Source organism: Rhodanobacter sp. FW106-PBR-R2A-1-15, from assembly GCF_058789735.1.
In genome coordinates this window covers 20,208-40,338 of record NZ_JBYTEM010000040.1, presented here as the reverse complement: position 1 = coordinate 40,338, position 20,131 = coordinate 20,208, and the positions used below count along the sequence as shown (strand labels likewise).

General features: G+C 69.2%; 18 protein-coding genes. 13 read left to right on the top strand and 5 right to left on the bottom strand.

The window, feature by feature from the left end:
* Positions 1-70: 70 nt before the first annotated feature.
* Both AC3WTD_RS16895 and AC3WTD_RS16890 read right to left on the bottom strand, forming a co-directional pair.
* Entirely contained in the window at positions 71-2,395 is a 2,325-nt protein-coding gene (locus AC3WTD_RS16895; RefSeq protein ID WP_027492724.1) for a DNA translocase FtsK, read from the bottom strand.
* 29 nt (positions 2,396-2,424) lie between these two features.
* Positions 2,425-3,489 carry an alanine dehydrogenase gene (locus AC3WTD_RS16890; protein ID WP_492614483.1) on the bottom strand — a complete coding sequence of 355 codons (1,065 nt, stop codon included), beginning with the start codon at positions 3,487-3,489 and terminating at the stop codon, positions 2,425-2,427.
* Positions 3,490-3,698: 209 nt separating this feature from the next.
* Between AC3WTD_RS16890 and trxB the strand changes: the two genes are divergently transcribed.
* From trxB to aat, 3 genes are all read left to right on the top strand, one after another.
* Positions 3,699-4,661 carry a thioredoxin-disulfide reductase gene (trxB, locus tag AC3WTD_RS16885; protein WP_492614482.1) on the top strand — a complete coding sequence of 321 codons (963 nt, stop codon included), beginning with the start codon at positions 3,699-3,701 and terminating at the stop codon, positions 4,659-4,661.
* 108 nt (positions 4,662-4,769) lie between these two features.
* Entirely contained in the window at positions 4,770-5,900 is a 1,131-nt protein-coding gene (locus tag AC3WTD_RS16880) for a GNAT family N-acetyltransferase (protein WP_492614481.1), read from the top strand.
* Positions 5,897-6,625 carry a leucyl/phenylalanyl-tRNA--protein transferase gene (aat, locus tag AC3WTD_RS16875; RefSeq protein ID WP_027492721.1) on the top strand — a complete coding sequence of 243 codons (729 nt, stop codon included), beginning with the start codon at positions 5,897-5,899 and terminating at the stop codon, positions 6,623-6,625. Before AC3WTD_RS16880 ends, aat begins: the two co-directional genes overlap by 4 nt.
* 22 nt (positions 6,626-6,647) lie before the next feature.
* Here aat and AC3WTD_RS16870 read toward each other — a convergent pair whose 3' ends face one another.
* Positions 6,648-7,448 (bottom strand): HD-GYP domain-containing protein, encoded by an 801-nt coding sequence (locus AC3WTD_RS16870; protein ID WP_492614480.1) that lies wholly within the window; start codon positions 7,446-7,448, stop codon positions 6,648-6,650.
* A gap of 107 nt (positions 7,449-7,555) precedes the next feature.
* Positions 7,556-8,815, bottom strand: coding sequence for a flavodoxin-dependent (E)-4-hydroxy-3-methylbut-2-enyl-diphosphate synthase (gene ispG / locus AC3WTD_RS16865; RefSeq protein ID WP_492614479.1), 1,260 nt, complete (start codon positions 8,813-8,815; stop codon positions 7,556-7,558).
* Between the two features lie 318 nt (positions 8,816-9,133).
* Between ispG and ccoN the strand changes: the two genes are divergently transcribed.
* The 7 genes from ccoN to ccoS are packed head-to-tail and all read left to right on the top strand — an operon-like array spanning position 9,134 to position 15,010.
* The gene (ccoN, locus tag AC3WTD_RS16860; RefSeq protein ID WP_492614478.1) at positions 9,134-10,600 is read left to right on the top strand and encodes a cytochrome-c oxidase, cbb3-type subunit I; all 1,467 of its coding nucleotides are present in this window, start codon (positions 9,134-9,136) and stop codon (positions 10,598-10,600) included.
* A 12-nt stretch (positions 10,601-10,612) separates the two neighbouring features.
* Positions 10,613-11,263 (top strand): cytochrome-c oxidase, cbb3-type subunit II, encoded by a 651-nt coding sequence (gene ccoO, locus AC3WTD_RS16855; RefSeq protein WP_027492718.1) that lies wholly within the window; start codon positions 10,613-10,615, stop codon positions 11,261-11,263.
* Positions 11,260-11,442 carry a cbb3-type cytochrome oxidase subunit 3 gene (locus AC3WTD_RS16850; protein WP_492614477.1) on the top strand — a complete coding sequence of 61 codons (183 nt, stop codon included), beginning with the start codon at positions 11,260-11,262 and terminating at the stop codon, positions 11,440-11,442. The genes ccoO and AC3WTD_RS16850 overlap by 4 nt, the downstream gene beginning before the upstream one ends.
* On the top strand, positions 11,439-12,347 hold the full coding sequence (gene ccoP, locus AC3WTD_RS16845) for a cytochrome-c oxidase, cbb3-type subunit III (protein WP_027492716.1): 909 nt from the start codon (positions 11,439-11,441) through the stop codon (positions 12,345-12,347). Before AC3WTD_RS16850 ends, ccoP begins: the two co-directional genes overlap by 4 nt.
* Positions 12,331-12,567, top strand: a complete 237-nt coding sequence (locus AC3WTD_RS16840) for a hypothetical protein (protein ID WP_027492715.1) — start codon at positions 12,331-12,333, stop codon at positions 12,565-12,567. Before ccoP ends, AC3WTD_RS16840 begins: the two co-directional genes overlap by 17 nt.
* Entirely contained in the window at positions 12,564-14,819 is a 2,256-nt protein-coding gene (locus AC3WTD_RS16835; protein ID WP_492614476.1) for a heavy metal translocating P-type ATPase, read from the top strand. Before AC3WTD_RS16840 ends, AC3WTD_RS16835 begins: the two co-directional genes overlap by 4 nt.
* Positions 14,816-15,010 (top strand): cbb3-type cytochrome oxidase assembly protein CcoS, encoded by a 195-nt coding sequence (gene ccoS, locus AC3WTD_RS16830; RefSeq protein WP_027492713.1) that lies wholly within the window; start codon positions 14,816-14,818, stop codon positions 15,008-15,010. Before AC3WTD_RS16835 ends, ccoS begins: the two co-directional genes overlap by 4 nt.
* A gap of 237 nt (positions 15,011-15,247) precedes the next feature.
* Here the strand turns inward: ccoS and AC3WTD_RS16825 are convergent, their stop codons facing one another.
* Positions 15,248-15,439: a hypothetical protein gene (locus tag AC3WTD_RS16825; protein WP_492614475.1), complete on the bottom strand. Its 192-nt coding sequence runs from the start codon at positions 15,437-15,439 to the stop codon at positions 15,248-15,250.
* Between the two features lie 66 nt (positions 15,440-15,505).
* Between AC3WTD_RS16825 and AC3WTD_RS16820 the strand changes: the two genes are divergently transcribed.
* From AC3WTD_RS16820 to AC3WTD_RS16810, 3 genes are all read left to right on the top strand, one after another.
* Complete coding sequence (locus AC3WTD_RS16820) at positions 15,506-16,972, top strand: phospholipase D-like domain-containing protein (RefSeq protein WP_037089666.1); 1,467 nt, start codon at positions 15,506-15,508, stop codon at positions 16,970-16,972.
* 88 nt (positions 16,973-17,060) lie between these two features.
* A complete protein-coding gene (xseA, locus tag AC3WTD_RS16815) occupies positions 17,061-18,410 on the top strand; it encodes an exodeoxyribonuclease VII large subunit (RefSeq protein ID WP_492614474.1) in 1,350 nt (449 codons plus the stop codon).
* A 67-nt stretch (positions 18,411-18,477) separates the two neighbouring features.
* A complete protein-coding gene (locus AC3WTD_RS16810) occupies positions 18,478-20,121 on the top strand; it encodes an acetolactate synthase large subunit (protein WP_235642152.1) in 1,644 nt (547 codons plus the stop codon).
* The last annotated feature ends 10 nt before the right edge of the window (positions 20,122-20,131 follow it).

Below are 20,131 nucleotides of genomic sequence, written 5' to 3'. Positions count from 1 at the left end.
TGTGTAGAAGAGACAGCTTCGGTGCATCGAAAGGCATCGCCCGCCAGCGGGCTCCTACGGGTTTTTCATTTCAATTCTTTGGTGGCGGCGGCGCCAGCACTTCGCGGTTGCCGTTGTGCTGCGGGGCGCTGACCACGCCATCCTGCTCCATCTGCTCCACCAGCCGCGCGGCGCGGTTGTAGCCGATGCGCAGGTGCCGCTGCACGCCGGAAATCGAGGCGCGCCGCGTCTGCGTGACCACCGCCACGGCCTTGTCGTACAGCTGGGCGTCGGCGTCGCCGCCCTCCTCGCCGTCCTGCGGCAGCCCGGCGTCGTTGATGAACTTGCCGTCGGCGGTGGCCTGCACTTCCTCCAGCACTCCCTCGACGTAGTTCGGCGCGCCCTGCGATTTCAGCCAGCCGACCACATGGTGCACTTCATGATCGTCGACGAAGGCGCCGTGCACACGTTCCGGGGTGGCGGTGCCCGGCGGCAGGTACAGCATGTCGCCGTAGCCGAGCAGCGTCTCCGCGCCGCTCTGGTCGAGAATCGTGCGCGAGTCGATCTTGCTGGACACCTGGAACGCGATGCGGGTGGGGATGTTCGCCTTGATCAGGCCGGTGATCACGTCTACCGACGGGCGCTGGGTGGCCAGGATCAGGTGCACGCCGGCGGCGCGCGCCTTCTGCGCCAGGCGGGCGATCAGTTCCTCCACCTTCTTGCCGACGATCATCATCATGTCGGCGAATTCGTCGATGAAGACCACGATGTACGGCAGCGGCTCCAGCGGCTCGGCGGCGAGGTTCGGCATCTCCGGGTTCGGCCGGAACAGCGGGTCCAGCAGCGGCTGGCCGGCGTTCTCGGCGTCCTTCACCTTCTTGTTGAAGCCAGCCAGGTTGCGCACGCCCACCGCAGCCATCAGCTTGTAGCGGCGCTCCATCTCGGCCACGCACCAGCGCAACGCGTTGGCGGCTTCCTTCATGTCGGTGACCACCGGAGCCAGCAGGTGCGGGATGCCCTCGTACACCGAGAGCTCCAGCATCTTCGGGTCGATCATGATCATCCGCACGTCTTTCGGGCTGGCCTTGTACAGCAGCGAAAGCACCATGGCGTTGACCGCCACCGACTTGCCGGAACCGGTGGTGCCGGCCACCAGCAGATGCGGCATCTTGCTCAGGTCGACCACTACCGGCTTGCCGCCGATGTCCTTGCCCAGCGCCAGCGACAGCGGCGACTTGGTCTGGTCGTACTTGTCCGAGCGCAGGATTTCGGAAAGGTAGACGATCTGCTTGTTGGTATTGGGAATCTCCAGGCCGATCACGCTCTTGCCGGGGATCACGTCGACCACGCGCACGCTGACCACCGACAGGCCGCGCGCGATGTCCTTGTCCAGGCTGGACACCTGCGAGCCGCGGATGCCCGGCGCCGGCTCCATCTCGAAGCGGGTGATCACCGGGCCCGGATAGGCGCCGACCACCTTCACGTCGATCTTGAAGTCCTTCAGCTTGAATTCGACCTGGCGCGAGAGCACCTCCAGGGTTTCCTCCGAGTAACCCGGCCCCTGCGGCGGCGCCTCGTCCAGCAGCGACAGCGGCGGCAGCTCGCCCGGCGCAGCGGCGCCGGTGAACAGCGGGATCTGGGTTTCCAGCCGGGCCCGCTCGCTCCTGGTCACCGGCGCCGGCGGCGCCTCGATGCGCACCGGCTCGCGCTTGGCCTGGCGCACCGCGTCGGCCTTCTTGACCACCTCGCGCTCGGTGCGCGCCTGCCGCGCGGCCAGCGCCTGCGGCGCCTCGTGCAGCTTGCCCTTGAGCCAGTCGAACAGCTTCAGCACGCCGTGCCCGATCCAGTCCATCACCTTGAACCAGGACAGCCCGGTAGCCAGGGTCACCGCGATCAGGAACAGCGCCAGCAACAGCAGCGGCGCGCCCTTGTCGCCGAACGCGCTGAGCAGGGCACTGCCCACCCACACGCCGATGATCCCACCCACGCCCTGCGGCAGTACCGGCGTGTCGTGGAAATTGAGGTACAGCAGCGCCGGCCCGGTGATGAAGAAGAACACGAAGCCGATCAGGCGCAGCGCCGGCTCCCACGGGTGCACCGCCTGCTCGCCGCGCTGGCGCAGCACCTGCACGCCCAGCAACAGCAGCAGCAGCGGGAAGCAATAGGCCACCAGGCCGAAGATCCAGCGCAGCAGGTCGGCGATGTACGCCCCCACCGTGCCGCCGAAATTGCGCGCGTGCTCCAGCTGACCGGCGTTGGTCCAGCTGGGGTCGTGCGGGTTGTAGCTGAACAGGCACACCAGCAGGTACAGCGCCAGCGGCAGCAGCAGCAGGGCCCCGGCTTCACGCAGCCGGCGCTTCAGTTCCTCGCTGAGGCCTTGCCTGGGTTGTTGCTTGATGTTCGTGCTGCGCGCCACTCCGGGTGCCCCTCTCTTGCTTGCCAAGGTCAGAGCATACCTTGCAGCGCGGGATGCACCAGCTTGCCGCCGTCGACATTGATGCCACTGCTCAGCGGGGCGAACTGGCGCCACCCGCTGCCCGCGGCCAGCCGCTGCACGTACGGCAGGATCGCGGCGGAGATCGCCAGCGAGGAAGTCTGCGGCACCGCCCCCGGCATGTTGGTCACGGCGAAGTGGGTGACGCCGTGCACGTCGTAGGTGGGGTTCTCCCAAGTGGTCGGCTTCGAGGTCTCGAAGCAGCCGCCCTGGTCGATGGCGATGTCCACCAGCACGCTACCCGGCTCCATCGTCCTCACCATCGCCTCGGTGACCACGTGCGGCGCCCGTGCGCTGGGGATCAGCACCGCGCCGACCACCACGTCGGCATCGCGTACCTCCTCGGCCACCGACGACTCGTAGGCATACAGCGCGGTGACGTTCGACCCCAGTGCCATCATCCCGGCCAGGCGGTCGTGGCGCTTGTCGAACACCACCACGTTGGCGCCGGCGGCGGCCGCCAGCGCCGCGGCATTGCCGCCGGCGGCGCCGGCACCGAGCACCACCACCTTGCCGCGCGGGGTGGAGGCCATGCCGCCGAGCAGCTTGCCCTTGCCGCCCTGCGGGCGATGCAGCAGCGTGGTGCCGAGCTGGATGGCGATGCGGCCGGCGATCACCGACATCGGCAACAGCAGCGGCAACATGCCGTTCTCGGTCACCGACTCGAACGCCACCGCGGTGAGGCCGATGTCGAGCAGGCGCCGGGTCAGCGCGGGCTCGGCGGCCAGGTGCAGGTAGCAGAACAGCAGGTGGCGCTGCTGCAGCAGGGCCAGGTCGCCGGCGATCGGCTCCTTCACCTTGACGATCAGCTCGCCGGCCTCGTACAGCGCGGCGGCGTCCGCCACCACCGTGATGCCTTCGCGGGCATACGCCTCATCGACAAAGCCGCTGTTCAGGCCGGCACCGGACTGGATGAACACCTCGTGGCCGCGGTGCACCAGGTCGGCGGCGGCGGCCGGAATGAGCGCGACGCGCCCTTCCATCGTCTTGGTTTCGCAGGGAATGCCGATGCGCATGGAGAAGGAATCCGGTGGAAGGTTGAACCCATCGCGCCATCGTCGCGGCCACGCCGCCGATTTGCCGATGCCTTGAATCGCTGCCGCGTATTCCCCATTCTTGCCGGGTCATGCGCTCTGTCGTCTTCGCCGCTGCAGCCCGGGATGAAACGGTTGCAGGGGTCAGAACGAAGAACCACCCGAGTCCCAGAAAACCCAAGGATATAACCATGAGCCCCCCCAAACACAGCCATCTGCTGATCCTCGGCTCCGGCCCCGCCGGCTACACCGCAGCGGTGTACGCGGCGCGCGGCAACCTCAAGCCGACCATGATCACCGGCCTGCAGCAGGGCGGCCAGCTGATGACCACCACCGACGTGGACAACTGGCCCGGCGACGTCGAGGGCCTGCAGGGCCCGGCGCTGATGCAGCGCATGGCCGAGCACGCCGAGCGCTTCCACACCGAGATGATCTTCGACCACATCCACACGGTGGACCTGAAGCAGCGCCCGTTCCGGCTCAAGGGCGACTCCGGCGAATACACCGCCGACGCGCTGATCATCGCCACCGGCGCCACCGCCAAGTACCTCGGCATTGCCAGCGAGGAGAAGTTCAAGGGCAAGGGCGTCTCCGCCTGCGCCACCTGCGACGGCTTCTTCTTCCGCGACCAGGACGTGGTGGTGATTGGCGGCGGCAACACCGCGGTCGAGGAAGCGCTGTACCTGGCCAACATCGGCCGCAAGGTCTACCTGGTGCACCGCCGCGACAAGCTGCGCGCGGAGAAGATCATGCAGGACAAACTGTTCGAGAAGGCCGCCGCCGGCAAGATCGAGCTGGTCTGGAACCACACCATCGACGAGGTGCTCGGCGACGACACCGGCGTCACCGGCGTACGCGTGAAAGACGTCAACTCCGGCGCCACCCGCGACATCGCCGCCACCGGCTTCTTCGTGGCGATCGGCCATACGCCCAACACCGGCATTTTCGAAGGCCAGCTCGACATGCACGACGGCTACATCAAGATCCACAGTGGCCAGCACGGCATGGCCACCATGACTTCCGTACCCGGCGTGTTCGCCGCTGGCGACGTGGCCGACCACATCTACCGCCAGGCGGTCACCTCGGCCGGCTTCGGCTGCATGGCCGCGCTGGACGCCGAACGCTGGCTGGACCAGCAGACCCCGGCGGGCTGATCTATCTGTAGGAGCCCGCTCGCGGGCGATGCTCTTGGCCCTTGTGATCCCGAGCCTCGAATCCCGACCAGAAGCATCGCCCGCGAGCGGGCTCCTACAAGCCATGCCATGCACATCCGCTTCCACGCTGCGATCGCCGAATTGCCTGCCGCGGAATGGGATGCCTTGCGTGGCGACGCGAATCCGTTCGTGTCGCATGCGTTTCTCGCGGCGCTGGAAGACACCGGCTGCATCCGCCCCGATTGGGGCTGGCAGGCGCACCATCTGGGCCTGTACGACAACGGTCGGCTGGTCGCCGCCGCGCCGCTGTACCTGAAGGGCAACTCGCACGGCGAGTTCGTGTTCGACTGGAGCTGGGCGCGCGCCTGGGAGCGCGCCGGTGGCGCGTACTACCCGAAACTGCTTTGCGGCGTGCCCTACTCGCCGGTGCCCGGCCCGCGTCTGCTGGCCGGCACGCCCGCGCTGCAACGCGCGCTGGTCGAGGCGATGCGTGGCGAGGCCGGGCGGCTGGGGCTGTCGTCGGTACACGCGAATTTCCTGCCGAACGCCGAACTCCCCGCCTTCGGCCACGACTGGCTGGCCCGCTCCGACGTGCAGTTCCACTGGCACAACCGCGGTTACCGCCACTTCCCCGACTTCCTCGCCGCGCTCAGCCACAAGAAGCGCAAGAACATCCTGCGCGAACGCCGCCAGGTGGCGGCGAGCGGGCTGGCCATCGAGTGGCGCGGCGGCGACACGCTGGACGACGACGAGTGGCGGCAGGTGCACGCGCTGTACGAAGCCACTTTTGACGCCAAAGGCAACCATGCGGCACTGACCGCGGCGTTCTTCCGGCGGCTCGGCGAACTGGGCGCGACTGCGCAGGTCGCGCTGGCGCGCCATGGCGACGCCAGCGTGGCGATGGCGTTGTTCGTGCAGGGCGACAACGTGCTGTACGGCCGCTACTGGGGAACGTCGGTGGACGTGCCTGGCCTGCATTTCGAGCTGTGCTACTACCGCGGCATCGAGTACGCGATCGCGCACCGGCTCGATCGCTTCGAACCGGGTGCGCAGGGCGAGCACAAGCTGGCACGCGGCTTCCTGCCGGCGCGCACGCACTCGCGCCACTACCTGGCGAACCCGGATTTCCGCGCCGCGGTGGCGGCCGCGCTTGCCAGCGAGGCCGAAGCGGTCGACGCTTATGCTGCCGAGCTGTGGGATCACAGCCCCTATGCCGATCACGGCCAGGTCGAACGATGAACCGGCTGCCGCTGCTGGATCCCGAAGCCTGGGACCGCTTTCCCGACCCGCGCCAGGCACTGGCCGAGCCGAACGGCCTGCTCGCGTTCGGCGGCGACCTGGCGCCGCGGCGGCTGCTGGCAGCGTACAGCCTCGGCATCTTCCCGTGGTTCAGCGCGCACGAGCCGATCCTGTGGTGGTCGCCTGACCCGCGCTGTGTGTTCCATACGGAAACCCTGCGGATCAACCGCAGCCTGCGCCGCCAGCTCAGGGGCAAGCCATGGCGGCTCAGCGTGGACCACGCGTTCGAGCAGGTCCTCCGCGCCTGCGCCGCGCCACGCACCAGCGACTCCGGCACCTGGCTGGTGCCGGCGATGATCGACGCCTACCTGCAGTTGCACCGGCTCGGCCATGCGCACAGCGTCGAGGTGTGGGACGGCGAGCGGCTGGTCGGCGGCATCTACGGCGTGGCCATCGGCCGGCTGTTCTGCGGCGAGTCGATGTTCAGCGCCGAGAGCGGCGGCTCCAAGCTCGCCCTGGTCGCCTTGGCGCGGCTGCTGCACGAGATGGATTTCCCGCTGCTCGACGCCCAGGTCGCCAACCCCCACACGCTGGGTCTGGGCGCCGTCGAGATGCCGCGTGCGGAGTTCCTGCGCCGGGTTGCGCAGCTCGGCCGGAAGCCCGGTCTGGTCGGCAGCTGGGCCGCCTTCTCGCCGCGGCTGATCCAGCCCGGCGCTGGCGACTGACTCCAGGGCCGTTCAGCGGCTCTCAGGCGGCGAGCGCCTTGAGGTCGTCGTAGTTTTCCAGGAACAGCTCCACCAAGTCCGGATCGAGCTGGCTGCCGGCGGTGGTGCGCAGGTACTCCAGCACGTCCGCTTCCAGCCACGACTGCTTGTACACGCGCTCGGTGATCAGCGCATCCCACACGTCGACCACGCTGACGATGCGCGCCGCCAGCGGGATGTCCTCACCGGCGAGGCCCTGCGGATAACCACCGCCGTCCCAGCGCTCGTGATGGCTGTAGGGGATCTCACTGGCGCCGCGCAGGAAATCCACCCGCTGCAGCAGTTCGTGGCCGAGCCGCGGGTGCTGGCGTATCACCGCCAGCTCCTCGTCGTCGAGCTTGCCCGGCTTGATCAGCACCGCATCCGGCAGGGCCAGCTTGCCGATGTCGTGCAGCAACGCACCGAAACTCAGGTTGCGCAGCGCCTCGCCATACACGCCGGCCAGCCTGGCCAGGCCGGTGGCCATGCGCATCACCCGGTCGGAATGGTCGCCGGTCTCGCGGTGGCGGATGGCTATCGCCGACACCAGCACGCGCAGTGCCTGGGTATGCCCGTCCAGCAGCTTGCGGTTGGCGGTCTGCAGGCAGCGCAGATCGCAGCTGATCATCCAGTACAGCAGCGCGCCGGTGCACGTCACGAGCACCCAGCCCTTGATGCTCTGCAGCGAGGTCAGTTCGACCGGATCGTGCACCAGGGCAGCCAACGCATGATCGGACAGCCAGATCCACAGCGCGGACAGCAGCACGTAGAGCAGAGCCGTACGAGACTGCGGGCTGGTTCTCATGAAGGCTCCCCGGCGTGATCACCCTGCCCGCGACTTGCGCGCCACACCTCTTGCGGGCAGGCGGAAGTATAAATCAGCGCCTAGTGCGAGACGATATGGCCCGGGCCTCAGCCAGCCCGTACGGCATACTTGCGGGCCACGTAGTCATCCAGGATGCCGACGAACTCGTTGGCGATGTTGTCGCCGCGCAGCGTCATCGCCTTCTCGCCGTCGATGAACACCGGCGCCGCCGGCGCCTCGCCGTTGCCCGGCAGCGAGATGCCGATGTTGGCGTGCTTGGATTCGCCCGGACCGTTGACGATGCAGCCCATCACCGCCAGGGTGAGGTTCTCCACGCCGTCGTACTTGACGCGCCACACCGGCATCTGCTCGCGCACGTGTTCCTGCACGGTCTTGGCCAGTTCCTGGAAGAACTCGCTGGTGGTGCGGCCGCAGCCCGGGCAGGCGGTGACCAGCGGGGTGAACGAGCGCAGGCCCATGGTCTGCAGCAGCTCCTGCGCCACGATCACCTCGCCGGTGCGCGAAGCGCCTGGCTCCGGTGTCAGCGAGATGCGGATGGTGTCGCCGATGCCTTCCTGCAGCAGCACCGCCAGCGCGGCGCTGGACGCGGTGATGCCCTTGGAACCCATGCCCGCCTCGGTCAGGCCCAGGTGCAGCGCGTAGTCGCAGCGCGCGGCCAGGTCGCGGTACACCGCGATCAGCTCCTGCACGCCGGAGACCTTGCACGAGAGGATGATGCGCTCGCGCGGCAGGCCGATCTTCTCGGCCAGCACCGCCGAATCCAGCGCCGAACGGATCAGCGCCTCGCGCGCCACGTGGCTGGCGTCCCACGGTTCGGCGCGGCGCGCGTTCTCGTCCATCAGCGCGGTGAGCATGCCCTGATCCAGCGAACCCCAGTTCGCGCCGATGCGTACCGGCTTGCCGTAGCGCAGCGCCTTGTCGATGATCGCGCCGAACTGGCTTTCATGCTTCTTGCCGAAGCCGACGTTGCCAGGGTTGATGCGGTACTTCGCCAGCACTTCGGCGCAGGCCGGCTCGCGTTCCAGCAGCTGGTGGCCGTTGTAGTGGAAGTCGCCCACGATCGGCACCTCCACCCCCATCATCGCCAGCCGTTCGGCGATCCGCGGCACGGCGGCGGCGGCGGTCGGTGTGTTCACCGTGATGCGCACCAGCTCGGAACCGGCGCGCGCCAGCTCGGCGATCTGTTTCGCGGTGCTGGCCGGGTCCTCGGTGTCGGTGTTGGTCATCGACTGCACCACCACCGGCGCGCCGCCACCCACCCTCACCTTGCCGACCTGCACGGCCACGCTGGGCCGGCGTGGCGCGGGGGCGGCCGGGTGCGGTTTCTGTGCAGCAATCTCACTCATGGAATCAACCGGAATGCAGGGCTGCGACGGCGCGCAGCGAAGCAACAAGAATACCCGATCATGGGTATCTTCCTGTGACAAATCGGCGCACGCTAGCGCCGCCTTGATGCGAGCCGCAGGTGGCGACAGCAGTCGCGGCAAGGCGCCGCCAGAACCTCCGTCGCGTTCCCTCCACGGATGGCGCACCACCACCCGGCGTCCGCCTGCCACGGACCGTCGCCGGCGGACAGGGACGGATTGCCGCAGCCGCTTGATCGAAGTCAGGATTACCCGCCATGCTTCGCGCCAGAATACGCAGCTGACTTTCCGGGGAACTCCATGCCGAACACCGAGTACTACAACGACAAGGTCGTGCGCCAATTCCTGCTGGCGGCGGCCGTATGGGGCATCATCGGCATGTCGGTCGGCGTCTACATCGCCGCCGAGCTGATGTGGCCCGCGCTGAATTTCGAGATCCCGTGGCTGACCTTCAGCCGCCTGCGCCCCGACCATACCTTCGGCGTGATCTTCGCCTTCGGCGGCTCGGCGCTGATGGGTACCTGCTACTACGTCGTGCAGCGCACCGGCCACGCGCGGCTGGCGCTGGGCAAGCTGGCCGGCTTCACCTTCTGGGGCTGGCAGCTGGTCTGCGTGCTGGCGATGACCACCATGCCGCTGGGGCTGACCCAGAGCAAGGAATACGCCGAGCCGGAATGGTTCGTCGACATCCTGATCGCGGTGGTGTGGGTGAGCTTCGGCGTGGTGTTCTTCGGCTCGCTGGCGCGCCGGCGCATCAAGCACATCTACGTGGCGAACTGGTACTACGGCGCGTTCATCATCGCGGTGGGCCTGCTGCACATCGTCAACAATCTGGCGATCCCGGTGTCCTGGACCAAGTCCTACCCGATCTACTCGGGCGTGGTCGACGCGATGGTGCAGTGGTGGTACGGCCACAACGCGGTGGCGTTCTTCCTCACCGCCGGCTTCCTCGGCATGATGTACTACTTCGTGCCGCGGCAGGCGCAGCAGCCGCTGTGGAGCTACCGCTTCTCGATCGTCAATTTCTGGGCGCTGATCTCGGTCTACATGTGGGCCGGCGCGCACCACCTGATGTACACGGCGCTGCCTGACTGGGTGCAGTCGGTCGGCATGGCGTTCTCGCTGGTGCTGCTGATGCCGAGCTGGGGCTCGGCCGCCAACGGTCTGCTCACCTTCAACGGCTCCTGGTACAAGCTCAAGACCGATCCCGCCGCGAAATTCATGGTGATGTCGCTGGTGTTCTACGCCGCCTCGACCTTCGAAGGCTCGATGATGGCGATCAAGACGGTGAACCAGTTCACCCACTACACCGACTGGACCATCGCCCACGTGCACTCCGGTTCGTTGGGCTGGGTGGCGATGATCACCATCGGCTCGCTGTACGCGATGGCGCCGCGTGCGCTGGGCCGCCCGGAGATGTATTCGCACAAGGGCATGGAAGTGCATTTCTGGCTGCACATGCTGGGCACCCTGTTCTACGTGGGCGCAATGTGGACCGCCGGCGGCGTAGAAGGCCACATGTGGCGCGCCACCCAGCCCGACGGGGCGCTCACCTACGGCTTCCTCGACAGCCTGATCGCGATCAAGCCGATGTACGTGATCCGCTGGCTGGGCGGCGTGCTGATCCTGTCCGGCATGTGGGTGATGGCGTGGAACCTGTGGCACACCGCAGCGGATGCGCGCGCGCGGCTGATCAAGCCGATTCCGGTGCCGGTGCCCGAACCCGTGCCGCACCAGGTGCCGGCACCGCTGCCTGCAGCCGGTTGAGGGGATTGAACAATGGCTTACAAGCATTTCGAAGCAATCGAGAAACACGCCGGCCTGCTCGGCATCGGCATCGCGATCATGGTCTCGCTGGGCGGGCTGGCCGAGATCACCCCGCTGTTCGTCGAGGCGCATTCGCTGAAGGCGCCGCCGAACGTGCATCCCTACGACCCGCTGCGGCTGGCCGGCAAGGACGTCTACGTGCGCGAGGGCTGCTACCTGTGCCACTCGCAGATGATCCGCGCGCTGCGCTTCGAGACCGAGCGCTACGGCCACTTCTCGACCGCCGCCGAATCGGTCTACGACCGCCCGTTCCAGTGGGGCTCCAAGCGCACCGGCCCGGATCTCGCCCGCGTCGGCGGCAAGTACTCCGACGACTGGCAGCGCAAGCATCTGCTGGACCCGCGCCAGGTGGTGCCGCAGTCGAACATGCCGGCCTACCCTTGGCTGGTCGGCAAGAAGCTCGACGCCGCCGACATCCAGGCGCGCATGCGCGTCCTGCGCAAGCTGGGCGACCCGTACAGCGACGCCGACATTGCCGGCGCGCCCGCCGCGGTGGAAGGCAAGACCGAAATGGACGCGCTGATCGCGTACCTGCAGGGCCTGGGCATCAGGAACGAGCCTGACGCCGCCACCGCCTCGACCGGTACCGGGGGCACGCCATGACTCCGATGAGCCCGGTCTGGGGCCACCTCGCCGGCGTGTTCATCCTGCTGATGATGTTCAGCTTCATCGGTATCTGGGTCTGGGCCTGGCGCAAGTACCACAAGCCCACCTTCAACCGCCTGGCGCGTCTGCCGATGGAAGACGAGCCCGCGTCCGACAACAGCGAGGATCGCCCATGAGTACGGGATGGTCGTTTTGGGTGATGTTCCTGGTGGTGCTCAACATGGGCATCACGTTCTTCCTGTACCTGTGGGGACCGCGCGCGAAGATCCCCACCCTGCCCGACGGCACCAGCGGCCACGTGTGGGCCCACGGCGTGCTGCGCGAGGGCGTGCGCCCGCTGCCGCTGTGGTGGGTGCTGCTTTCCGGCGCGATGTTCGTGGCCGGCTTCGTCTACCTGGCGCTGTTCCCCGGCTTCGGCAACTTCAAGGGCGTGCTGGGCTGGACCTCGCATGGCGAACTGGCCAACGCGGTAGCCGCCAACGACGCGAAGCGCGCACCGCTGGTCGAGCGCTTCAAGCTGTATCCGGTGGAACAACTGGCGAGCGACCCCGCAGCGCTGCAGATGGGCAAGGTGCTGTTCGAGGACAACTGCGCGGCCTGCCACCAGCGCAGCGCGAAAGGCAACGTGGCGCTCGGCGCGCCCGACCTCAGCGACAACGACTGGCTCTACGGCGGCAGCGGCAGCGACATCACCACCTCGATCCACGACGGCCGCAGCGGCGTGATGCCGCCGTGGGCCAGCCTGGGCGCTGACAACGTGAAGAACCTGGCGCAGTACGTGCTGAGCCTGTCCGGTTCGCCGCACGACGCCGCCAAGGCCGCCGCCGGCCAGCCGCTGTTCGCCACCTGTGCGGCCTGCCATGGTGCCGACGGCAAGGGCAACCAGGCGCTGGGCGCGCCGAATCTCACCGACCACATATGGCTGCACGGCGGCAGCGTGGCCGACATCGAGAAGACCATCGGCGAGGGTCGCCAGGGCCACATGCCAGCGTGGAGCCCGCGTCTGTCCGACGACCAGATCCGCGTGCTCGCCGCCTACGTCTACCACCAGTCGCACCAGGGCGATGCCGGCAAGCCATGACATCGTCGCCGGCACGGCATCGGCCTGGTATCGCCAGCCGGTGCTGTGGCTGGGCGTGTTCGTTTTCGTGGCCTCGCTGGCCGGCTGCGTGTGGATCATCATGCTTGGCGCGAGCCATGCCGATACGCCGCTGAAGACGGCGCACACCGTGTTCGGCGTGCCGGTCAGCGCGCACACCAGCGCCAGCCCGCCGCGCCCGCCGACCGACCCACCGCGATGAACGCCTACGCGGCCTGGGCCCATCCGCAACTCGCCGCGCAGGTCCTGCGCCCGCGCCGCGACGGCTGCAGCGAAATCGCCCTGCGCGTCGAAGCTCTAAACGATGCGCGCCAGGTGCTCTGGCTGGAGCAGCGCATCAGCGCCCTGCCCGGCGTGCAGCGCGTGGCGATCGACCGGCCGGCACAACGCGTGCGGGTGGTATGGGACGCACGGCGCATGTCGCTGCCGACCCTGCTCGACAACTTCGCCGCCGCGAACTGCCCGGCGCAGCCGCTGCAGCACGGCAGCATCGACGACGCCCGCGCGCACGAGCAGCACGACGCACTGAAGCGCCTGCTGGTCGCCGGCATGTGCTCGATGCAGGTGATGACCTATGCATTCGTGATCTACATCGGCGTAGTCGATTTCGTCGACTTCAGCACGCGCAGCCTGTTCCGCTGGCTGGGCCTGCTGACCACCCTGCCGGTAGTGTTCTACTCGGCGCTGCCGTTCTTCCGCGGCGCCATACGCGAACTGGGCGAGCGGCGGCTCGGCATCAACCTGCCGGTGGCGCTGGCGGTGCTGCTGGTGTTCCTGGCCAGCGCTTTCCATACGTTGCGCGGCAGCGGCGAGATCTACTTCGACTCGGTGACCATGTTCGTGTTCCTGCTGCTCGCCGGGCGCTACGTGGAACTGCGCTCGCGCCACCGCAGCGGTGCGCTTGGCGATGCGGCCATCGACGCCACGCCGTTGCTGGCGCAACGCCGCCGCGCCGATGGCGAGCTGGAAACCGTGGCCGCGATCGCCCTGCTGCCGGGCGACCGCGTGCACGTCGCCGAGGGCGAGGCGGTGCCGGCGGACGGCGTGCTCGAGAGTGCCGGCGCGCGGGTGGACGAAGCCCTGCTGTCGGGCGAGTCGCGCCCGGTACGCCGGCAGCGCGGCGAGCGCCTGGTGGCTGGCAGCGTGCTGCTGTCCGGGCCGGTCGAGTTGCGTGTGGAGCACGGCGGCAGCGCCTCCACCGCGGCGCGGCTGGGCGCACTGGCCGACCGCACCCGCCAGGCCCGCGCGCGGGTGGCGCCGAGCGACCGCGTAATCGGCCGCTTCGTGGCCCGCGTGCTGGTGCTGACCGCGCTGACCGCGCTGGGCTGGCTGCTGGTCGCCCCGTCGCGCGCCTTCGAGGCGGCAGTGGCGGTGCTGGTGGTGGCGTGCCCTTGCTCGTTCGCGCTGGCTAGCCCGGCCGCGCTGACCCGCGCGCTGGGCGTGCTGGCCGCACGCGGCGTGCTGGTCACCGACGGCAAGGCGCTGGAAGCACTGGCCCGGGTCGACTACGCGCTGTTCGACAAGACCGGCACCCTCGGCGTGCCAAAGCTTGACCGCCGCGGCATCGAGCCGCTGCGAGGAGACACGCCCGAGCGGGTGCTGCAGCTGGCCGCTGCGCTGGCCCATGAAAGTTCGCACCCGCTGGCCCGCGCGCTGGCCGACGCTGCACGCCAGCAGGCGCTGGCGCTGCAGGCGCAGTCGGTGCGGGTCCACGCCGGCGCCGGCATCAGCGGCGAGGCCGACGGCCGCACGCTGCGCCTGGGCCGTGCCGACTTCGCGCTGGCGCCCAGTGGCGGCCAGTTGCCGGCCGACGCCGACGCGCTGGTGCTGGCCGATGCCGACGGCGCAATTGCCGCCTTCCACCTCGCCGAGCAGCCGCGCGCCGGGGCGCGCCGCCTGCTCGACGCGCTGCGTGCCGACGGCATCGCCGTCGCCATCGCCAGCGGCGACCACGCCGCCCGCGTGGCCGCGCTGGCCGACCGTCTCGACGTCGCCGATCGCCACGCGCGCCAGTCGCCCGAAGACAAGCTGGCCCGGCTGCAGGCCGCGCACGCCGAAGGCCGCATCACCCTCGCCGTGGGCGACGGCAGCAACGACGCTCCGCTGCTGGCCGGGGCCGACGTCTCCGCCGCGCTGGCCTCGGGCACCGAGCTGGCGCAAAGCCACGCCGACCTGCTGCTGCTCGACGGCCACCTCGGCAGCCTCGCCGATGCCCGCGCGATCGCACGCCAGCTGCAGCGGGTGATCCGGCAAGGTCGGCACTGGTCGCTGTGGTACAACCTGGCCGCGGTGCCGTTCGCCGCCTTCGGCCTGGTGACGCCATGGCTGGCCGCGATCGGCATGTCACTGAGCTCGCTGCTGGTGGTGCTGTACGCGCTGCGCGTGGGCCGCGGCGCCCCCGGCCCGGCCGATGCTCCGCACCCGCCACTGCACCCGCGCGAGTTGCACGCATGAACATCCTGCTGGTGCTGATCCCGGTCACCCTGCTGATCGTGGGGGTCGGGGTGTGGCTGTTCTTCTGGGCCGTCAATCACCAACAGTTCGACGACCTGGACAGTCCGGCGGCACTGCCGCTGCTGGACGAACCGCCCGAGCCGGCGCCGCCCGCGGAACCCCCAAAGCACGATCCCACCGAACCGCCGTAGGAGCCCGCTGGCGGGCGATGCTCCTGCTTTTGCGAATCCCGAATCCCGAATCCCCGCCCCAAAGGCATCGCCCGCGAGCGGGCTCCTACGGTTTGCGGCGAAGTGCGGCTTGCAGCAGACGCCGCTGCGGCGAGCACGGACAAGTCCGTCGGCGGGTCGAGCGCATCGACGCCGAAGTGGCGATCGAGAAACGGTCCGAGGAAGCGCCGCTCCAGCCCGGCGCCGATTGCGGCCGGGTCAGCGATAGCGCGCGGTATACAGGCGCATCGAACGCCCGCTATCGGCGGCGAGCAGTCGATACAGCGCATTGAGCAAGCCGTGCGGCTTGCCCAGGCCCAGCGGCGCGGCGATGCGCAGGTGCGGGCCGAGTTCGTCCGCGAGGTAGCGCGCGCAGGCATCGGTGTCGGCGTAGCGGTGCTCGATCGGCATGCGCCCGATCATGCCAGAAGCCCCGCGACGTCGGCGCGCCGACAGGCCATCGCCTACACTCGCGCCATGCCCACGCCACTGACCCCTGCCACTCCGAGCCGCCTGCTGGCCGAACAGGCATTGAGCCGCGCCGCCGGCGCGCCGCTGCTCAGCGGCAACGCGGTGGACCTGCTGATCGATGCCACCGCCCATTACGAGGCCTGGCTGGCGGCAATCTGCGGTGCGCGCCAGCGCGTGCTGCTGGAAAACTACATCATCCGCGACGATGAAGTCGGGCGCGCCTTCCGCGATGCACTGGTCGAACGCGCCCGGGCGGGCGTGTTCGTCGCGGTGGTGGTCGACTGGCTGGGTTGCCTCGGACAATCGGGTCGTGCGTTCTGGGCACCGCTGCGCGCGGCCGGCGGCGAGGTGCGCGTGTTCAACCCGCTGCAGCTGGGCGAACCGCTGGGCTGGGTCAGCCGCGACCACCGCAAGCTGCTGGTGGTCGACGGTGAGCTCGGCTTCCTGTCCGGCGTATGCATCAGCGCGAAGTGGCTGGGCGACCCGGCGCGCGGCGTGCCGCCGTGGCGCGACACCGGCGTGGCGCTGCGTGGCCCGGCGGTGGCCGAACTGGAAGCGGCGTTCGCGCAGAGCTGGGGCGAAACCGGCGCGGCGCTGCGGCCGTTCGCGGAGGCCCCGGAGCCGGCCATGCCGGCCGCTCACGTGTCGCTGCGGCTGATCGCCACCCAGCCCTCCACCGCCGCGACGTACCGGCTCGATCAACTGATCGCCGCGATGGCGCGCAAGACGCTGTGGCTCACCGACGCCTACTTCGTGGGCCTCGCGCCGTACGTGCAGGCACTGGTCGCCGCCGCGCGCGACGGCGTGGACGTGCGCCTGCTGGTGCCCGGCAGCAGCGACATCCCGATCGTGGCCGGCATGTCGCGCTCGGGCTATCGGCCGCTGCTGAAGGCCGGCATCCGCGTGTTCGAATGGAACGGCTCGATGCTGCACGCCAAGACCGCGGTCGCCGACGGGCAATGGGCACGGGTCGGCTCATCCAACCTCAACATCGCCAGCTGGCTCGGCAACCGCGAACTCGATGTGGCGGTCGAGGACGCCGGCTTCGCCGGCCAGCTCGCCGCGCAATACGAACAGGATCTGGGCAATGCCACCGAAATCGTGCTGGCCTCGCGCCGCCGCCGGCACGGCAGCGGCAGCCGTGAACGGGTGTGCCGCAGCAAGGCGCGGGTGCCGCACGTGCGCCATGCCGGCGGCAGCTCCGGCCGTGCCGCCGCCGGCGCGCTGCGCATCGCCAACAGCGTCGGTGCCGCGCTGGCCAACCGGCGCGTGCTCGACGACACCGGCAGCGGCTCGCTGGTGATCGGTACCCTCGTGCTCGGCGCGCTGGCGGTGGTCGGGTTCGCCTGGCCGGCCGGGATCGGCTGGCCGCTCGGCGCCCTCGCCGCCTGGTTCGCGCTGAACCTCGGCATCCGCAGCTGGCGCGTGCGCAAGCGTCGCTGGCGCGAACTGCGCAACGCCGACGACGACTGAGGCTTCCTGATGCGCTGCATGCGCTTCATGCGTCAAGCGGATGTTTTCTCACAACTTGATACGCACCGCATGCTAGGCTCGCGGCCCTATGTCCGTGCCTTTCGACGACGCCGCGCCACGCCACGTGCTCACCCCCAGCTCGCTCAACCGGCTGGTGCGCGACCTGCTGGGCGACGCGCTGCCGCAGGTGTGGATCGAGGGCGAGCTGTCGAACGTGGCCAGGCCGGCGTCGGGCCACCTGTACTTCACGCTGAAAGACAGCGGCGCCCAGGTGCGCTGCGCCATGTTCAAGATGAAGGCGGCCACACTGCGCTTCCGCCCGGTCGACGGCATGCAGGTGCTGCTGCGCGCCAGGGTTGGCCTGTACGAACCACGCGGCGAGTTCCAGCTGGTCGCCGAATACATGGAACCGGCCGGCGAAGGCGCGCTGCAACGCGAATTCGAGCAACTCAAGGCCCGGCTCGACGCCGAAGGCCTGTTCAACGCCGCGCGCAAGCGCGCCCTGCCCACCTACGCACGGCGCGTCGGTGTGATCACCTCGGCCACCGGTGCGGCGGTGCGCGATGTGCTGAGTGTGCTGGCGCGCCGCTGGCCGCTGGCCGACGCGGAAGTGCTGCCGGTGCCGGTACAGGGCCGCGAGGCGCCGCCGGCGATCGTGGCGATGCTGCGCAAGGCCTCGGCCAGCGGCCGTTACGACGTGCTGCTGCTGACCCGCGGCGGCGGCTCGCTGGAAGACCTGTGGGCGTTCAACGACGAAGCCGTGGCGCGCGCGATCCACGCCAGTGCGGTGCCGGTGGTCTCCGCAGTCGGCCACGAGATCGACTTCAGCATCGCCGATTTCGTCGCCGACCTGCGCGCCCCCACGCCCTCGGCAGCCGCCGAACTGCTGGTGCCCGACGCGGTGGCGGTCGGCCACCACCTGCGGCAGCTGCGCCAGCGCCTGGCCACCCTGCAGCAACGCCGCCTGCAGGCGCTGGCGCAACGCGTCGACCATCTGTTCGCGCGGCTGCAGGCACAGCGCCCGCAGGCGCGCCTGACGCGCGACCGCGAACGCCTGCAGCACCTGCGCCTGCGTCTGGCCGTGGTGGCGCGCGAACGGCAACAGCAGCGCCGCATGCGCCTCGACCGCCTGCACGCGCGCCTGCTGGCGCAACATCCCCGCCTGCGCCTGCCGCTGCTCAGCCGCCGGCTGGATGAGCAGCAATTGCGCCTGCGTCGCGCCATCGCGCAGATCCTCGAACGCCGGCAGACAACGCTGCACCACACCGGCCATGCGCTGCACGCAATCAGCCCGCTGGCCACGCTCGAGCGCGGCTACGCCATCCTGTTCGACACGAACGGCCAGGTGCTGCGCTCGGCCCACGGTGTCGCCGTGGATACGCGGTTGCGCGCACGCCTCGCCGACGGTGAGCTGCCGCTGCGGGTCAGCGACGACTGACCATTCCGCTCACGCAAACTGAACGCCGCAGCCCGCATCCTTCACGCTTCTCCCACGGAGGCGATGCATGAAGGCAGCGGCGTTGTTCGTGAAGGCCCTCGAGGCCGAGGGCGTGCATTGCATCTTCGGCGTGCCCGGCGAGGAAAACCTCGACCTGGTGGAAGCGCTGCGCGAGTCCTCGATCCGTTTGATCGTGACCCGCCACGAGCAGGCTGCCGGCTTCATGGCCGCGACCTGGGGCCGCCTGACCGGCGAGGCCGGCGTGGCGCTGGCCACGCTCGGACCCGGCGCCACCAACCTGGTCACCGCGGCGGCCTATGCCCAGCTCGGCGCGATGCCGATGCTGATGATCACCGGCCAGAAACCGATCCGCACGCACAAGCAGGGCCTGTTCCAGCTGGTCGACGTGGTCGACATGATGCAGCCGCTGACCAAGTACACGCGCCAACTGGTGTCCGCGCCGACGATCCCGGCGCGGGTACGCGAGGCGTTCCGCCGCGCCGAGGAGGAACGTCCCGGCGCGGTGCACCTGGAGCTGCCGGAGGACATCGCCCGCGACGACGTCGACGACGCGATCCTGCTGCCCACTGAATACGCCCGCCGTCCCTCGCCCGACGAGGCGGCGCTGGTGCAGGCGGCCGAGGCGATCGGCAGCGCAAGGAAGCCGATCCTGATGATCGGCGCCGCCGCCAACCGGCAGCGCACCGCGGTGGCGTTGCGCGCGTTCATCGACAAGCTCGGCGTGCCGTTCTTCACCACCCAGATGGGCAAGGGCGTGGTCGACGAGGACCATCCGCTGTGGCTGGGCAACGCCGCGCTGTCGGACGGCGACTTCGTGCATCGCGCGATCGATGCCGCCGACGTGATCATCAACGTCGGCCACGACGTGGTGGAGAAACCGCCGTTCTTCATGCAGAAAGGCCGGCGCACGGTGATCCACATCAACTTCGCCTCGGCCGAGGTGGACACCGTGTACTTCCCGCAGATCGAGGTGGTGGGCGACATCGCGCATACGGTCGAACGCCTCGCCGATGCGCTGGAGCCGCAACCGCACTGGGACTTTGCCGGCTTCGACAAGGTGCGCCAGGCCTTCCACGCGCAGCTGAAGGACCACGCGGACGACGCACGCTTCCCGATGCATCCGGTGCGCATCGTCGCCGACACCCGCCGCTTCATGCCGGACGACGGCGTGCTGTGCCTGGACAACGGCATGTACAAGCTGTGGTACGCCCGCTACTACCGTGCGCGCCAGCCGAACACCGTGCTGCTGGACAACGCGCTGGCGACGATGGGCGCCGGCCTGCCCTCGGCGATGGCGGCGAAGATGGTGCACCCGCAGCGCAAGGTGCTGGCGATCTGCGGCGACGGCGGCTTCATGATGAATGCGCAGGAACTGGAAACTGCGGTGCGGCTGAAGCTCGACCTGGTGATCCTGCTGCTGCGCGACGATGCCTACGGCATGATCCGCTGGAAACAGGCCGAGATGGGCTACGCTGACTACGGCATGCAGTTCGGCAACCCGGATTTCGTGCTGTTCGCCGAAGCACATGGCGCGCACGGCCACCGCCCGGCCAGCGCCGACGAGTTCCTGCCGACCTTGCAGCGCGCCTATGCGCAAGGCGGCGTGCACCTGATCGACCTTGCCATCGACTACAGCGACAACCACCGCATCCTCGACGAGGACATCCGTCGACTGAGCGCGGCCGTCTGACCCGGAGATT

Excerpts from the sequence above, each read along its gene's own strand:
- AC3WTD_RS16890 (WP_492614483.1), bottom strand. The coding sequence starts at position 3,489 with ATGCGCATCGGCATTCCCTGCGAAACCAAGACGATGGAAGGGCGCGTC.
- trxB (WP_492614482.1), top strand. The coding sequence starts at position 3,699 with ATGAGCCCCCCCAAACACAGCCATCTGCTGATCCTCGGCTCCGGCCCC.
- AC3WTD_RS16880 (WP_492614481.1), top strand. The coding sequence starts at position 4,770 with ATGCACATCCGCTTCCACGCTGCGATCGCCGAATTGCCTGCCGCGGAA.
- aat (WP_027492721.1), top strand. The coding sequence starts at position 5,897 with ATGAACCGGCTGCCGCTGCTGGATCCCGAAGCCTGGGACCGCTTTCCC.
- AC3WTD_RS16870 (WP_492614480.1), bottom strand. The coding sequence starts at position 7,448 with ATGAGAACCAGCCCGCAGTCTCGTACGGCTCTGCTCTACGTGCTGCTG.
- ispG (WP_492614479.1), bottom strand. The coding sequence starts at position 8,815 with ATGAGTGAGATTGCTGCACAGAAACCGCACCCGGCCGCCCCCGCGCCA.
- ccoN (WP_492614478.1), top strand. The coding sequence starts at position 9,134 with ATGCCGAACACCGAGTACTACAACGACAAGGTCGTGCGCCAATTCCTG.
- ccoO (WP_027492718.1), top strand. The coding sequence starts at position 10,613 with ATGGCTTACAAGCATTTCGAAGCAATCGAGAAACACGCCGGCCTGCTC.
- AC3WTD_RS16850 (WP_492614477.1), top strand. The coding sequence starts at position 11,260 with ATGACTCCGATGAGCCCGGTCTGGGGCCACCTCGCCGGCGTGTTCATC.
- ccoP (WP_027492716.1), top strand. The coding sequence starts at position 11,439 with ATGAGTACGGGATGGTCGTTTTGGGTGATGTTCCTGGTGGTGCTCAAC.
- AC3WTD_RS16840 (WP_027492715.1), top strand. The coding sequence starts at position 12,331 with ATGCCGGCAAGCCATGACATCGTCGCCGGCACGGCATCGGCCTGGTAT.
- AC3WTD_RS16835 (WP_492614476.1), top strand. The coding sequence starts at position 12,564 with ATGAACGCCTACGCGGCCTGGGCCCATCCGCAACTCGCCGCGCAGGTC.
- ccoS (WP_027492713.1), top strand. The coding sequence starts at position 14,816 with ATGAACATCCTGCTGGTGCTGATCCCGGTCACCCTGCTGATCGTGGGG.
- AC3WTD_RS16825 (WP_492614475.1), bottom strand. The coding sequence starts at position 15,439 with ATGCCGATCGAGCACCGCTACGCCGACACCGATGCCTGCGCGCGCTAC.
- AC3WTD_RS16820 (WP_037089666.1), top strand. The coding sequence starts at position 15,506 with ATGCCCACGCCACTGACCCCTGCCACTCCGAGCCGCCTGCTGGCCGAA.
- xseA (WP_492614474.1), top strand. The coding sequence starts at position 17,061 with ATGTCCGTGCCTTTCGACGACGCCGCGCCACGCCACGTGCTCACCCCC.
- AC3WTD_RS16810 (WP_235642152.1), top strand. The coding sequence starts at position 18,478 with ATGAAGGCAGCGGCGTTGTTCGTGAAGGCCCTCGAGGCCGAGGGCGTG.